This window comes from Streptomyces sp. TRM49041, assembly GCF_008271805.1.
Taxonomy (GTDB): domain Bacteria; phylum Actinomycetota; class Actinomycetes; order Streptomycetales; family Streptomycetaceae; genus Streptomyces.
In genome coordinates, this window is the sequence record NZ_VSRY01000083.1 from 1 (window position 1) to 14,311 (window position 14,311).

Annotated in this window: 11 protein-coding genes and 1 pseudogene; 8 read left to right on the forward strand and 4 right to left on the reverse strand. The window is 74.6% G+C overall.

Annotated features, from left to right (window positions below):
• Window positions 1-42: 42 nt before the first annotated feature.
• Window positions 43-1,059, reverse strand: coding sequence for an iron ABC transporter substrate-binding protein (locus tag FVS66_RS06275; RefSeq protein WP_149179992.1), 1,017 nt, complete (start codon window positions 1,057-1,059; stop codon window positions 43-45).
• Window positions 1,060-1,245: 186 nt separating this feature from the next.
• Here FVS66_RS06275 and FVS66_RS06280 point away from each other — a divergent pair, with 186 nt between their 5' ends.
• Complete coding sequence (locus FVS66_RS06280) at window positions 1,246-3,933, forward strand: AMP-binding protein (protein WP_149179993.1); 2,688 nt, start codon at window positions 1,246-1,248, stop codon at window positions 3,931-3,933.
• 38 nt (window positions 3,934-3,971) lie between these two features.
• Here FVS66_RS06280 and FVS66_RS06285 read toward each other — a convergent pair whose 3' ends face one another.
• Both FVS66_RS06285 and FVS66_RS06290 read right to left on the reverse strand, forming a co-directional pair.
• A complete protein-coding gene (locus FVS66_RS06285; protein ID WP_149179994.1) occupies window positions 3,972-5,120 on the reverse strand; it encodes a CapA family protein in 1,149 nt (382 codons plus the stop codon).
• A gap of 67 nt (window positions 5,121-5,187) precedes the next feature.
• On the reverse strand, window positions 5,188-5,406 hold the full coding sequence (locus FVS66_RS06290; protein ID WP_149179995.1) for a hypothetical protein: 219 nt from the start codon (window positions 5,404-5,406) through the stop codon (window positions 5,188-5,190).
• Between the two features lie 116 nt (window positions 5,407-5,522).
• On the opposite strand from FVS66_RS06290, the pseudogene FVS66_RS06295 reads away from it, so the two are divergent.
• The 5 genes and pseudogenes from FVS66_RS06295 (at window position 5,523) to FVS66_RS06315 (ending at window position 11,101) form a co-directional block, all read left to right on the forward strand.
• A pseudogene (locus FVS66_RS06295) lies at window positions 5,523-5,598 on the forward strand.
• A gap of 61 nt (window positions 5,599-5,659) precedes the next feature.
• On the forward strand, window positions 5,660-6,838 hold the full coding sequence (locus FVS66_RS06300) for a gala protein (RefSeq protein ID WP_149179996.1): 1,179 nt from the start codon (window positions 5,660-5,662) through the stop codon (window positions 6,836-6,838).
• The gene (locus tag FVS66_RS06305) at window positions 6,835-8,640 is read left to right on the forward strand and encodes an ankyrin repeat domain-containing protein (RefSeq protein WP_149179997.1); all 1,806 of its coding nucleotides are present in this window, start codon (window positions 6,835-6,837) and stop codon (window positions 8,638-8,640) included. Before FVS66_RS06300 ends, FVS66_RS06305 begins: the two co-directional genes overlap by 4 nt.
• Window positions 8,637-9,851 (forward strand): AAA family ATPase, encoded by a 1,215-nt coding sequence (locus tag FVS66_RS06310; RefSeq protein ID WP_222946898.1) that lies wholly within the window; start codon window positions 8,637-8,639, stop codon window positions 9,849-9,851. The genes FVS66_RS06305 and FVS66_RS06310 overlap by 4 nt, the downstream gene beginning before the upstream one ends.
• 8 nt (window positions 9,852-9,859) lie before the next feature.
• Window positions 9,860-11,101 (forward strand): DUF2201 family putative metallopeptidase, encoded by a 1,242-nt coding sequence (locus tag FVS66_RS06315; RefSeq protein ID WP_149179998.1) that lies wholly within the window; start codon window positions 9,860-9,862, stop codon window positions 11,099-11,101.
• 19 nt (window positions 11,102-11,120) lie between these two features.
• Here FVS66_RS06315 and FVS66_RS06320 read toward each other — a convergent pair whose 3' ends face one another.
• Window positions 11,121-11,570, reverse strand: a complete 450-nt coding sequence (locus FVS66_RS06320; protein ID WP_149179999.1) for a DUF4383 domain-containing protein — start codon at window positions 11,568-11,570, stop codon at window positions 11,121-11,123.
• 508 nt (window positions 11,571-12,078) lie between these two features.
• On the opposite strand from FVS66_RS06320, the gene FVS66_RS06330 reads away from it, so the two are divergent.
• Both FVS66_RS06330 and FVS66_RS06335 read left to right on the forward strand, forming a co-directional pair.
• Entirely contained in the window at window positions 12,079-13,380 is a 1,302-nt protein-coding gene (locus tag FVS66_RS06330) for an alpha/beta fold hydrolase (protein ID WP_149180000.1), read from the forward strand.
• A gap of 159 nt (window positions 13,381-13,539) precedes the next feature.
• A complete protein-coding gene (locus FVS66_RS06335; RefSeq protein WP_149180001.1) occupies window positions 13,540-14,307 on the forward strand; it encodes a PIG-L deacetylase family protein in 768 nt (255 codons plus the stop codon).
• Window positions 14,308-14,311 lie beyond the last annotated feature (4 nt).

The window sequence follows — 14,311 nt, forward strand, 5'->3', positions numbered from 1 at the left end:
GCCGCCGAGCGTACGGACGGGGGAGTCCGATGTGGTCACGGGTCAGACCAGTCCGACGTCCTGGAGCATGGCCAGTGTCTCCTTGAGCGACTCCAGCTTGCCCAGGTCGATCTCGGGTGCCTGCAGCGAGTCCAGCGACGGCAGCCCCTCGGCGGCGGGGACGCCCGCGGCGAGCGGGTACTCCTTGGTCTCGTCGGCGAAGTACTTCTGCGCGTCGGCCGACAGGAAGAAGTCGACGGCCTTCTGCGCGTACGCGCTCTGCTTGTCGTCCGCGCCCTTGACGAGGCCGACACCCGCGACGTTCACCAGGCCGCCCGGGTCGCCGTTCGGCAGGAAGTGGACCTTCGCGGTGAGCTTGTCCGCCCCCTCCTCGGCGGCCTTCTCGTACCAGTAGTAGTGGTTGATCAGGCCGACGGAGACCTCGCCGGAGTCGGCGGCGTTCAGCACGTCGGTGTTCTTGTCGTACGCCTTGGGGCTGTTGGCCTTCAGGCCCTTGAGCCAGGTGCGGGTCGCGTCGTCGCCCTCCAGCACGCGCATGCCGGTGACGAACGCCTGGAAGGAGGCGTTGGCGGGGGCGTAGCCCACCTTGCCCTTCCACTCCGGCTTCACCAGCTCGTGGACGCTGTCCGGCGGAGTGGGCACCTGGCCCGGGTGGTACGCGAGGACGCGGACCCGGCCGCTGACGCCGACCCAGTCGCCGGCGGCGCCGCGGTGGGCGGGCGTGACCTTCTCCAGGGACGTCTGCGGCAGGGCGTTCAGGCGGCCCTCCTTCGACAGGGCGCCGAGCGCGCCGGCGTCCTGTGACAGGAACAGGCCGGCCTTGGTCTTGTCGCCCTCCTCGAGGATCTGCGCGGACAGCTCGGCGCTGCCCCCGTAGCGCACCTCGACGGTCGTGCCGAGGTGCTTCTCCAGCTTCTCGATGAGCGGCTTGACGAGGTTCTCGTTCCGGCCGGAGTAGATGACGAGCCCGGCGGGGTCGCTGCTGCACGCTCCGAGGAGCGGAAGGAGCAGACCGGCCGCGGCGACGGCGGCGAGGCGAGCCAAGGGACGGCGGCGCATGAGAGCCTTCCTGACGCAAAATGATCGGTGACCTGTGAACGTCTAATGAATAAGGTAAACCTAACCTCACCGTCAACATCAAGGCGATAACGGAAGGGGTGCACGATCGGCCCTGTGCTTCCCTGTAGCCGTTCCGTGACTTTTCCGTGCCTTTTCAGCCAGGTAAGGCTTGCCTAAGATTCGCTCGTGCCTCCCCTCGACCTGCTCTCGGACGTCCGAGCCGCCGTCCCCTTCGTCCATCGGCTCTCCGCGTTCGGCGAGCGCACCGCCCTGCTCACCCGCGACGGGCGGCTGACCTACCGCGAACTCGCCGAGCGGGTGGCGCGTACCGCCGAGCGCCTCGGCCCGCACCGGCGCCTCGTTCTGCTCGCGGGCGCCAACACCACCGACGCCCTCGTCGTCTACCTCGCCGCCCTCGCCGCCGGACACCCCGTGCTGCTCGTGCCCGGCGACCACCCCGAGGCCCTTCGCGCCCTCACCGCCGCCTACGACCCGGACGTCGTCGCCCGCCCCGGCGCCGACGGCGGCTGGACGCTCGACGAGCGGCGCGCCACCACCGCGCACACCCTCCACCCGGACCTCGCCCTGCTCCTCAGCACCTCCGGCTCCACCGGTTCGCCCAAGCTGGTCCGGCTCTCCGGCGCCAACCTCCAGGCCAACGCCGAGGCCATCGCGCGCTACCTGGACATCCGCCCCGACGACCGCGCCGCCACCACCCTGCCCCCGCACTACTGCTACGGGCTCTCGGTCGTCAACAGCCACCTGCTCAGCGGCGCCGGGATCGTCCTCACCGATCTGTCCGTCGCCGACGCCTGCTTCTGGGACCTGTTCCGCGCCACCCGCGCCACCTCCTTCGCCGGAGTCCCGTACACCTTCGACCTGCTCGACCGCACCGGCTTCGCCACCATGGACCTGCCCCACCTGCGGTACGTCACCCAGGCCGGCGGCCGGCTGGCCCCCGAGCGGGTCACCCGCTACGCCGAGCTCGGCCGCGGCCGCGGCTGGGACCTGTACGTCATGTACGGCCAGACCGAGGCCACCGCCCGCATGGCGTACCTCCCGCCCGACCTTGCGCGGACGCACCCTCAGGCCATAGGCGTCCCCGTGCCCGGCGGCTCCTTCACGCTCCGGCCGCACCCCGACTGGCCCGAGCCCGACACCGGCGAGCTCGTCTACACAGGCCCGAACGTCATGCTCGGCTACGCCGAGACCCCCGCCGACCTCGCCCTGGGACGCACCGTCGACGAACTGCGCACCGGCGACATCGGCCGGGTCACCCGCGACACCTCCGGGGGAGAGCCGCTGTACGAGGTCGTCGGCCGCGTGAGCCGGTTCGTGAAGCTGCTCGGACTCCGCATCGACCCGCAGCGCGTCGAGTCGGCGCTCGCCGGTCACGGCATCGCCGCCGTCGCCGCGGGCACCGACGACACCCTGGTCGTCGCCGTGACCGGCTCCCCGGACCCGGACCCCGGCGCCGTACGCGAGGTGGTCACCGCCGCCTCGGGGCTGCCGCCGCACGCCGTCCAGGTCCACGTCCTCGCCGAGCTGCCCCGGCTGGCCAGCGGAAAGCCCGACTACCCGGCCGTCCGGGCCATGGCCGTCCCACGCACCGCGGAGACCGCCGCGCGGGGCGGCGCCGGAGTGCCCGAGCTGTGCCGGCTGTACGCCGGGATACTCGGCCGGCAGGACGTCACCGAGGACAGCACCTTCACCGGCCTGGGCGGCGACTCCCTCTCGTACGTCGAGATGTCCCTCAATCTGGAGGAGGCACTCGGCCATCTCCCCGCCGGCTGGCACACCCTGACGATCGGCGAGCTGCACCGGCGGGCCGCGGAGCAGGGAGCGCCCACGGAAGCGCCGTGCCCCACGGCCCCCCGCCGCCGCCCCTTCGGCCTCCGCCTCCCCCCGGCACCCGGCCGGGCGCCCGGCCGCCCCGCGCCCCGCCGGATCGAGACGGGCATCGCCCTGCGCGCCCTGGCGATCTTCGTGATCGTCGGCTCGCACATTCCCGTGTTCCACATCAAGGGCGGCGCCCATCTGCTGCTCGCCGTCGCCGGGTTCAATCTCGCCCGCTTCCACCTGACGTCGGCCGGACGCCGCGCGCGCGTCCACCACCTGCGACGCAGCGTCGCGCGCGTCGTCGTCCCGAGCGTCGTCTGGATCGCCCTCGCCTATCTCGCCACCGACGACTACCGGCTCGCGACGGTCTTCCTGTTCGAGTCGTTCCTGCCGCCGCGAGAGGGCCATCTGGCGGCGTTCTGGTTCGTCGAGTCCCTCGTCTTCGTCCTGCTCACCGTCATCGCCCTGCTGGCCGTGCCCGCCGTCGACCGGCTGGAGCGCCGCTTCCCGTTCGGGCTGCCCATGGCTCTCACGGCGCTCTGGCTCGTCACCCGCTACGACCTGTTGGGCCTGCGGGAGTACACCCATCTGCCGTCGGCGGTCGTCATACCGTGGCTGTTCGCCCTCGGCTGGGCCGCCGCCAAGGCCACCGGCGTACGGCAGCAGCTGCTGGTCACCGCCGCCGCCGTCGTCACCGTGCCCGGGCTCTTCCCGGACGAGCCCGCCCGCGAGCTGTTCATCGTGGCGGGCTTCGCCCTGCTGGTGTGGGTGCCCACCCTGCCCAGCACCCCGCTCCTCAACCGGCTGGCCGGGGCGCTTGCGGGCAGCTCGCTGTACATCTACCTGACGCACTGGCAGGTCTTCCCGAGGATCGACCAGATCTCCGGGTGGCTCGCGCTGCTCGCCTCCCTCGCGGCCGGTGTCGCGTACGCCAGGGTGTCCGCCCGCGCGGGCCGTGCCCTGAAGGGCCGGCTCGGCGCGCCCCGGCCGAGGTCGTCCAGCCCTTCGGGCGGTGCGGGCCCAGGATTGTCCTGAAGCGGCCCCTCCACCCGTCCGGGCGGGCGTTCAGGTGTTCAGACGGCGGTCGGGGACGGCACCGCGCGCAGCATCCCGCCCCGCTCCGGCGGGTCCGGCAGGACGCGCACGCCGAAGCCGCGGCTCACGCGGTCGAGCGTCGCCCGGAGCCAGTCGCGCTCCTCGTCCGACGCGTGCTCCAGCCGCAGCCGCCGCGCCCGTACGGGGGCCATCCGCAGGTCCGCCAGGACGCCCGTGCCGGGCCGCACCGTCGCGAAGTACAGCAGCCGGAGGTCGTCCCGGTACTCCTCGTAGCCGGTGATCCCCTCATAGTCGTCGACGAAGTCGCCGCAGCCGTAGAGGATCAGCTTCCCCCGGTACGACTCCAGCGGGCGGGGGTGGTGCGACGAGTGGCCGTGCACCAGGTCCACGCCGCCGTCGATCAGCGCGTGCGCGAACCGCACCTGGTCACGGGGTACGCCGTACCCCCAGTTGGAACCCCAGTGCACGGAGACGACCGCGACATCGCCCGGCCGCCGCGTCTCCCGGACGCGCCGTGCGACGGATTCGGCGGCGGCCTCGGTCGCCCGGGGGACGACGTCGACGCCGGGGGCGCCGGGCGTGGCCGCCCACTCCTCGGGGACACCGCTGGACGGCATCCCGAACGCGAACACCAGCACCCGCCGCCCGTCCGCCGCCCCGTCCCGTACGGGTACGACGGCGGGGCGCCGCGCCTCCGCCAGGTCCCGGCCCGCGCCCACCGTTCGCAGGCCCGCGCCGGCCAGCGCGTCCAGCGTCTCCAGGAGGCCCCGGCGGCCGAAGTCCAGGACATGGTTGTTGGCCAGGACACACACGTCGGGGCGGGCGGCCGCCAGACACGCCAGGTTCTCCGGGGCCATCCGGTAGTGCACGGCCTTGCCCACGGCGACGTCGTCGCTGCGGGTCACGCTCGTCTCCAGGTTCACCACGCGCACATCGGGCGCCACCTCGTCGAGCAGTGGCAGCGCCACACCCCAGGGCCAGGAGGGGACGGCCGGACGCGGGACACGGCCGTTCATGCCCTCGGCGAGCGCCACATAGGTGCGGGCGTCGCGGACGTACTCCTCCCACAGGGTCGGGTCACCGGGGTGGGGCAGGATCTGGTCGACTCCGCGCCCGAGCATCACATCGCCGCAGAGTGCCAGGGTCACCGTCGCTTCCCCGCGCATGCCTCCACGGTAGTTCGCCGCGGGCCCGGCCGAAGCCCGCACGACTGTCTTCGAGGTGGGACCGTCCTCAGCGGGCCAGGCACAGGTCGTCGGGAGCAAGTGCCGGCACGCCGTCGCCCCGGCCACCGTCGACTTCGACTTCGACTTCGACTTCGGCGGGATCAGCCGGGCGGCGGACGCCGTCCCGCACAGCGAGACCGTACGGATCGTCCGCGGCCGGTGCCTCCAGGAGGCCGCTCCCGTCGGTGTCATGGTGCTGTCCGTTCGCCCCGCGGGTCAACGCCATCGCCGTACGGCAGCAGTCGCCCGCGGCGATCTGACCGGGCCGCCGGGCGCGCGGCCACCAGACGTGCGAACTGGTGATCGACCGCCGGGCGTTCGCCCGCTATGATCACTCCCGGCAAGGCTGTAGCGCAGAGGTCGTCGCGCCCACGCATCAAGCTGGAGGACGTCGGTTCGAATCCGACCGGTCTTGCCACCTTATTCATCGTGGAGAAGTCGAGCGCCGGGCACCGGCGAAGGAAACCGGTGGAGTGGTGATGACGCAGCACACCCCAGCCCCCAGGCTCCCGGCTCCGCCCGTGCAGGCGGTACCCACGCGCTGCCCGGCGATCGAGCATCCCGACATGCCCCTCGCCGACCCGGCCGCGCTCGACCCGCTGCTCGCGCGGCTGGCCTCCGGCGGCCCGGTCGACGCCGACGAGACGTTCCCGCTCGGCACCCTGCGCGCCGACGGCCGCGTCGACCTGTGCAAGCAGGGCCTCGGCCCGGTGGGCGCCGCCCGCATCCTGCCCGTCGCCGCGGCCTCCCCGCACGCCACGCACATCCTGCTCGGCACCAACGCCATCGGCGACGACGGCGCCCGCACCGTCGCCGACACCCTGACCGACGGCCATGGCCTGCACACCCTCTACCTCGGCTGCAACCGCATCGGCCCCGACGGCGTCACCGCCCTCGCCGCCCGGCTCGCCTCCGACGACACCGTCCGCGCGCTGTGGCTCAAGCGGAACCCCATCGGCGACGACGGGGTACGCGCCCTCGCCGCGACCCTGCGCCGCAACACCGCGCTGCGCACCCTCGACCTCGTCAACACCGGCCTCACCGCGGCCGGTCTGCGCGCCCTCCTGGCCGCGCTCACCGAGCGCGACCGCCCCGTGGAGCGGCTCTTCCTCGGCGGCAACGGCCTCACCGCCGACACCGCGCCGCTCCTGGCCGCACTACTCCGCGACGCGGGCGTCCGCGAGCTGTATCTGCCGGCCAACCACCTCGGCGACGCAGGCGCGGCCCTCCTCGCCGAGGCCGCCGCCGACCCGGCCCGCCCGGTCCGGCTCGGCCTCGGCGGCAACGGTATCGGCCCCGCCGGAGCCCGCGCCCTCGCCGACGCACTCGACGGCATCGAGGCCCTCGACCTGGGCCGCCCGATGTCCGAACGCAGCCTCGGCGCGCCCGCCAACGCCACCGGTGACGACGGCGCCGCCGCCCTCGCCGCCGCCCTCCCGGGCAGCCCCCTGCGCCGCCTGGAACTGCGCCACACCGGGCTCACCGGACGCGGCGCGAAGACGCTCCTCGCCGCCGTCCCCGACGGCTCGGCCCTGGAGTACGTGGGCCTGGGCCCGGGCCTGCCCCGCAGGGTGAAGCGCTCCTTCCAGCAGCGCCTGCGCCCCGCCACCCGGCCCGCGCACCCCGATCTGCACGCGATAGGAAGTGTCTACCGGTGAGCCCCCTCCCACCCGACGAGGCAGCCGCCTGGCGACGCGTCCGCCGCTACGCCGTGCCCCGGTGGATGATCGAGCGGGCCACCGCACACCGCCTCACCGGAGACTGGGCCGGCGCCTGCGCGGCCGCCCGGGTGGACGTCGCCTTCGACCTGCGCCGCGTCGCCGCCCGCCACGGCGCCGAGACCGCCGCCGCCCTCCTCGACGACCTGCGCCACCTCGCGCCCGACCTGCTGCGCTGGCACCTGCCGCGCGTGATGGGCGGCTGGACGACCCTGGCCACCGACCTGACGGTCGTCCTCGCCCACCACAGCCCTCCCGGCGGCCGTTCGACAGGCCTCTGCCTGTACGTCACGACCCCGCCCATGGTGCGCGGTCCGCAGCGCCTCACCCTGCGTTTCGGGGCCGCCGGAACACATGTGACCCCCTCCCGCACCAGTGACTGGTCCACCGCCCGCCACCTGTGGGACGCCCGGCACACGGCCGGACTCCGCGAGCGGTGCGGCGGCGGCCCCGACCGCGCCCCGTTCTGCCACCCCGACGGCACTCCCCTGCGCCCGGACGAACTCCCCACCCGCGACCCGGGCCCCGCCGACCCGGCGGGACACACCGAGTGGGTCGCCCTGCGGACCGAGAACGGCGAGGTGGACGCCGCCCTCGCCGCCGTAGGCATCGACTTCGACCCCACGCCGCCCGCCACCTCGCACGGCTGGTACGGCACCCGGCCGGAGCAGTTGCTGCGTGCGCGCGCCCGTACCGTCAACCTCACCCGGCTGGCTCCCGAACTCCGGCTCCTCGCGGACCGGCACGGCCACGGCCGCTTCCAGTTCGCGAACGACTGGGGCACCACCTTCCTCCTGGAACTCGCCGAGTCCGGCCCCACCGACACCGTCCGCATGACGGTGGCCCGCGCCCGCGACTCCAGGGGCGTCCCACACATTCCCGAGGCCCTGTCGCGCCACCTCCCCGACATCGACCTCGTACGGGGCGGGGTGGTGGCGCCCGCACAGCTGCACCCGCTGGTGGCGGGGGCGTTGTTCCCCGCCCTCGACATCACCGACGGCCCGGCGGGACCGCCGCCCGGACCGGACACGCCCGAGCCTGTCCGGGTGCGCTGCCGCGGCGAGTGGCACCAGGTCGTCTTCCGCGACGGTGGCCTCCGGATGCCGCACAGCGAGGAGGAGCGGCGCCGCGAGCGCGCGCTGCGTGCCTTCGGCGGCGCCGTGGCCGGGTGCTTCGCCACCCACGAGGCGTGGACGTCCGCCTCCGGCCGGCTGCCGAAGGCGATGCGCGCCCAGCGCCGGGATCTCTTCCTGCGCGCCCAGCACGGCGACACACCGGGCGTACTCGCCCTTCTGGACGCGGGCGTCGACCCGCACGTCCGGGACAGCGACGGGCGGACCCTGCTGCACGCCCTGAACCTCCTGGACCACGATGAGCTGCTGCCCCGGCTGCTGGCCGCGGGCGTCGGCCTGGAGGCCACCGACTACCTCGACCGCACCCCGCTGTTCACGGCCGTCGCCGACCGCGGGACGACCGCCCTCGTGGAGGCGCTGCTCGCCGCCGGGGCGCGGATCGACGTGACCGACTCGATGGAACGGTCCCTGGCCCACATCATCCGGATCTACCGGCGGAAGGATCTGGCCTTCCTCCGCGAACGGGTCCAGGAGGAGCACCCGGGCATCGGCGCCGACTGGTGGGACGACTGGAGCGCCTACCGCGACGACGAGGACGACGAGCCCGAAGAAGACGAGTACGACGAGTACGACGAGCCCGACAAGCCCGAAGAGGACGACGACGCGTGACCACCGCCACCGCGACCGTCGGCGGCACCGCCACGGACCTGCCCGGCCCGCTGGCCGCCGCCGACGAGCTCAACCGCAGGCTGCGCACCACGCGCACCGAGCCGTCCGCCAACCCCCGACTGGAGGCGCTCGCCCTCGCCGTCACCGCCAACCAGCCGGTTCTCCTCTGGGGCGAGCCGGGCATCGGCAAGTCCGCCGGGCTCGAACAGCTCGCCGCCGGCCTCGGCCTGCCGCTGGAGACGGTCATCGCCAGCGTTCACGAGCCGTCCGACTTCGCCGGTCTGCCGATCGTGGGCGACGACCCGGCCACCACGGGCGTACCGATGGCTCCGCCGGACTGGGCGGTCCGCCTCGCCCGCACCGGGCACGGCCTGCTCTTCTTCGACGAACTGTCGTCCGCGCCGCCCGCCGTCCAGGCCGCGCTGCTCCGTGTGGTCCTCGAACGCCGGGTCGGCAGCCTCGCCCTGCCCGACGCCGTGCGGATCGTCGCCGCGGCGAACCCGCCGTCCAGCGCCGCCGACGGCTGGCATCTGAGCCCGCCCCTCGCCAACCGGTTCGTGCACCTCCACTGGACGCACGACCCCCGTACGGTCGCCCGCGGCATGGCCGGCACGTGGCCGCGGTTCGCCGTCCCGGCCGTCGACCCGGCGAAGTCCACCGGCGCGGTCGCCCGGGCCCGCGGGGCGGTCTCCGGGTTCCTCACCGCCCGGCCGGGGCTCGTCCACCACATCCCGGCCGACGCGGAGGCCCGCGGGCAGGCGTGGCCGTCGCCGCGCACCTGGGAGATGGCGCTGCGGCTGCTCGCCGCCGGGTACGCGACCGGGGCCGGCCGGGAGGCCGTCGCCGCCGCGCTCACGGGCGCCGTCGGCGAGGGCGCGGGCATCGAGCTGCTCTCCTACCTGGAGCACCTCGACCTGCCCGACCCCGACCGGGTCCTCGCCGACCCGGACGCCTTCACCCTGCCCGAGCGCGGCGACCGGCAGCTGGCGTTCCTCATCGCCGTGGTCTCCGCGATCCAGACCGACCTGACCCGGGCCCGCTGGGAGGCCGGCTGGGCGGTCCTGGCGAAGGCCGTCGACGCGGGCGTGCCGGACGTGGCCGCGCGGGCCGCCACTGACCTGGCCGCCATGCGCGACACCGACTGGCCGGTACCCCCGGGCATCGACGGGTTCCTGGACCTGCTCCAGCAGTCCGGCGCCCTGGCGGGCTGAGCCCCCGCATGGCACCGTCACCCCTGCCCGCGCCCGCGCCTCCACCGGGCCGTCCGGGCACGCCGCCCGCGCTGGACCGGACGAAGCTGCTCGCCGCCCGCTACCGTGCGGCGACCGACCGGCCGTATCTGGCGTCGGCTCTCTACGCCCTGACGGTCGTCGAGAGCCGGGGCGTGCCGACGATGGGCGTGGACCGGCACTGGCGCTGCTATGTCTCACCCGCGTTCGTCGAAGAGACCCCGGTCGCCGAGCTCGCCGCCGTATGGGTGCACGAGGCCGCCCATCTGCTCCGCGACCACCACGGCCGAGCGGAACTGCTCCCGGCGGCCGACCAGCGTGACCGGCACCGCGTCAACGTCGCGCAGGACTGCGAGATCAACGACGACCTCCTCGCCGACGGCCTGCCCCTCCCGGCCGGTCGCATGGAGCCCCGCCTCTTCGGCCTGCCCGAGGGCCGGCTGTTCGAGGAGTACGTGGCGGAGCTGCCGCCGGAGGTACGGGCGCCCGACTGCGGGTCCGGGGCCCACGGGCTGCCCGCGCCCTGGGAGCTGACCGGTCCGGACGGCCCCGCCCGGATCGGCCAGGCCGAGGCGCAGGCGCTGCGCCGGACCACAGCCGAGGCCATGCGCGCCCACCAGCGTGCCCGGGGCACGCTGCCCGGTGGCTGGCAGCGCTGGGCGGAGCAGGTGCTGGAGCCGGCCGTGGACTGGCGGCAGGCGCTGGCCGGCGCGGTACGGGAGGCCGCCGCGTGGGCCGGCGGCGCGGTCGACTACACCTACCGGCGCCCGTCCCGCCGTACCCCGGCACTGCGCGGTGTCGTCCTGCCCAGCCTGCGCCGCCCGCTGCCGCGCGTCGCCGTGGTCGTGGACACGTCCGGCTCCATGGGCGACGGTGAACTCGCCGCGGCCATGGCGGAGATCACCGGTGTGCTGCGCGAGGTCGGGGTCCGCGGCAACCGGGTGACCGTGCTTGCCTGCGACGCCGATGTGCACGCCGTGTCCCGGGTGACGTCCGCCGATCAGGTGGTGCTGGGCGGTGGCGGGGGCACCGACATGCGGGTCGGCATCGACGCGGCGATGGCGCGGCGGGACCGGCCGGACATCGTGGTGGTGCTCACCGACGGGCTCACGCCGTGGCCCGACCGCGAGCCCGCCGCGTGCCGGATCGTGGCCGCCCTGATCGGTCCGTCGGCGCCGGAGCCGCCCGGCTGGGTGGAGACGGTGCGCGTCCCCGTACCGGACGGCGCGTAGGCCGGCGCCGGGACGCCGGTCAGGTGTCGGCGTCGGCCGGGCGGGGGAGGGCGAGGCCGAGGCCGACCATCCCGATCCCCAGCACGAAGTGCAGCCAGTTGTCGGCGGTGTTGACCGGGACGAAGTTGGCGGCGCCGTCCAGGTCGATGATCACCCCGTACAGCGAGAGCGCCAGATAGATCACGCCGCCGACGACGAGGTACGGGCGGGCGTTGGCCGCCGTGCGGGCGGAGACGACGCCCGCGACACCGAACAGCAGATGCACGATGTTGTGCAGGATCGACACCTGGAACAGGGCCAGGAGCTTCGCGTCCGAGTCGTGGCCGGCGAACGACATCGTGTCGTAGTCGGTGGTGACCCCGGGGATGAAGCCCAGGACACCGACGAGCAGGAAGACCACCCCCACCAGCAGTGCGGCGAGCTGCACGGGGGTGCGCGGTGTGGACGTCCTACGTTGTGCACTGGTCATGGCGGGCCCTTCTCACCAGATGGCCGGTGTGGCGGCCGGAGCGCGTGCTCGCGGCAGCCGACGGGTACCCGCGCGGCCCCGGGCCACGCCGGGACCCTGGCCGCCGCTCTCCGCCGCCGCGTACCGCCCGGACCGCCGATGCGGCCGTCCGGAGCCCGCGGACCTGCCCGTGTCCCTGCCGAACCGCCGGACGCAGGGCCGCCGCCGAGGCCGGTGTGCGCGTGCGGGACGCCACGCCGCCCTCCCGGCAGAACGCGGCGGCGGGCCCGGCGTCCCCGTCGACCGCCGCCACCACCTCCGGCGGCTGCTCGGCCGGGAGCGCGGCCGACGCCGGCAGACGGCAGCCCCGGGCGACGGCCCCGGTCCCGACGACGGCGACGCGGACGGCTCCCGGACGGGACGTCACCCGCCCCCGCCCGCTGTGGTCCACTGTGCGGGCGGGGGCCGCGTCCGCCGGACGCCGCCCGACCGCGCCCGGCAGCGTCCGACGCGTCCGTCAGGAGGAGCATTGACCAGTTACCGCCAGCCCGGTGTCGTCCTCACCGACCACCACTTCACCGTCCCGCTCGACCACGCCCGACCCTCCGGCGAACAGATCGAGCTGTACGGACGCGAGGTCGTCGCGGCCGGGCGGGCGGGCGGCGACGGACTGCCGTGGCTGGTGTACCTGGAGGGCGGGCCCGGCTGCGCGGCCCGCCGCTTCACCGGCAAGCAGGCGTGGCTGGCCCGCGCCGTCCAGGAGTACCGCGTCCTCCTGCTCGACCAGCGCGGCACCGGCCGCTCCACGCCCGCCAACCGCCAGACGCTCCCGCTGCGCGGCGGCCCGGACGCCCAGGCCGACTATCTGGCCCACTTCCGCGCCGACTCGATCGTGCGCGACTGCGAACTGATCCGCCGCCGCCTCACCGGCGGCGCCCCCTGGACCGTCCTCGGCCAGAGCTTCGGCGGCTTCTGCGCCACCCACTACCTCTCCAGCGCCCCCGAGGGCCTCGACACCGTCCTCGTCACCGGTGGACTGCCGTCCCTCGACGCCACCGCCGACGACGTCTACCGCGCCGCCTACCCACGCATCCGCCGCAAGGCCGAGGCCCACTACGCCCGCTACCCGCTGGACGTCGAACGGGCTCGCCGTGTCGCCGCCCACCTCGCCGGGCACCGCACGGTCCTGCCGGGCGGTCAGCTGCTCACCGTCGAGGCGTTCCAGTCCCTCGGCATACTCCTCGGCGGCGGCGACGGCAGCCACCAGCTCCACTACCTCCTGGAGAACGCCTTCGTCCGCACCCCCGGGGGCCACACCCTGTCCGACGCGTTCCAGGAGGCCGTCCAGTCCCAGCTGTCCTTCGCGTCCCGCCCCCTGTACGCACTCCTCCACGAGGCCATCTACGCCCAGGGCGAGGGGCCGACCGACTGGGCCGCCGAGCGCGTACGCAAGGAGTTCCCCGAGTTCGACCCGGCGACGGCCCTCGCCTGTGACGCGCCGCTCCTCTTCACCGGGGAGACCGTCCACCCCTGGCACTTCGACACCGACCCGGCCCTGCGCCCGCTGCGCGAGACCGCCGAGCTGCTCGCCGCCCGCGCCGACTGGCCCGCCCTGTATGACCCGGCCCGGCTCGCCGCCAACACCGTGCCCGTCGCCGCGGCGGTCTACCACGACGACATGTACGTCGACACGGCCCACTCCCTGGCCACCGCCCGGACCGTCCGGGGCCTGCGCACCTGGGTCACCGACGAATACGAGCACGACGGCGTACGGGCGAGCGGCACGCGCGTCCTGGACCGCCTCCTGGCGCTGGCACGCGGCGAGGTCTAGCCACCGCCTGCCGGTACGGCACCCAGTCACCCTCGTACATCCGCAGCGCCCCCCCGGGCAGCGGTGGCAGCGCATGCCGCGGACTCCGCAGCGTCTCCCGCGCCACCGCGGGGGCCTCGGCTTCTCAGGGGGACAGCCCCCGGACCGTATCCTGCGCCCATGAGCGATCAGGAGACAGAGTCGACGCCCCGTCAAGTACCCGCACAGCTGCGGCCGATGCCCGAGGACTGGCAGCGGGCCCTGGCCGTCGTCGCGCACCCCGACGATCTCGAGTACGGCTGTTCCGCGGCGGTCGCCGCCTGGACCGACGCCGGGCGCGAGGTGGTGTACGTGCTCGCCACACGAGGTGAGGCGGGCATCGACGGCCTCGCCCCGGCCGTCTGCGGGCCGCTGCGAGAGCGGGAGCAGCGGGCGAGCGCGGAGGTCGTCGGCGTCAGCGAGGTGGAGTTCCTCGACCACAAGGACGGCGTCATCGAGTACGGGCTCGGCCTGCGCCGGGACATCGCCGCCGCGATCCGCCGCCACCGCCCCGAGCTGGTGATCACACTCAACCACCGTGACACCTGGGGCGGTGTCGCCTGGAACACCCCCGACCACGTCGCCGTGGGCCGTGCGACGCTCGACGCCGCGGGCGACGCGGGCAACCGCTGGATCTTCCCCGAGCTCACCGAGCAGGGCCTCGAACCCTGGAACGGTGTCCGCTGGGTGGCCGTCGCCGGCTCGTCGGGACCGACCCACGCGGTCGACGCGACCCCTGGCCTGGAGCGGGCCGTCCGCTCCCTCCTGGAGCACCGCGCGTACATCGAGGCGCTGACCGACAAGGACCCCGAGGAGTACTGCCGGACCTTCCTCACCGAGAACGCGCAGGCCGCCGCCGAGCGCTTCGGCGGTGTGCCCGCCGTCACCTTCGAGGTGTTCGGCCGCTGACCCG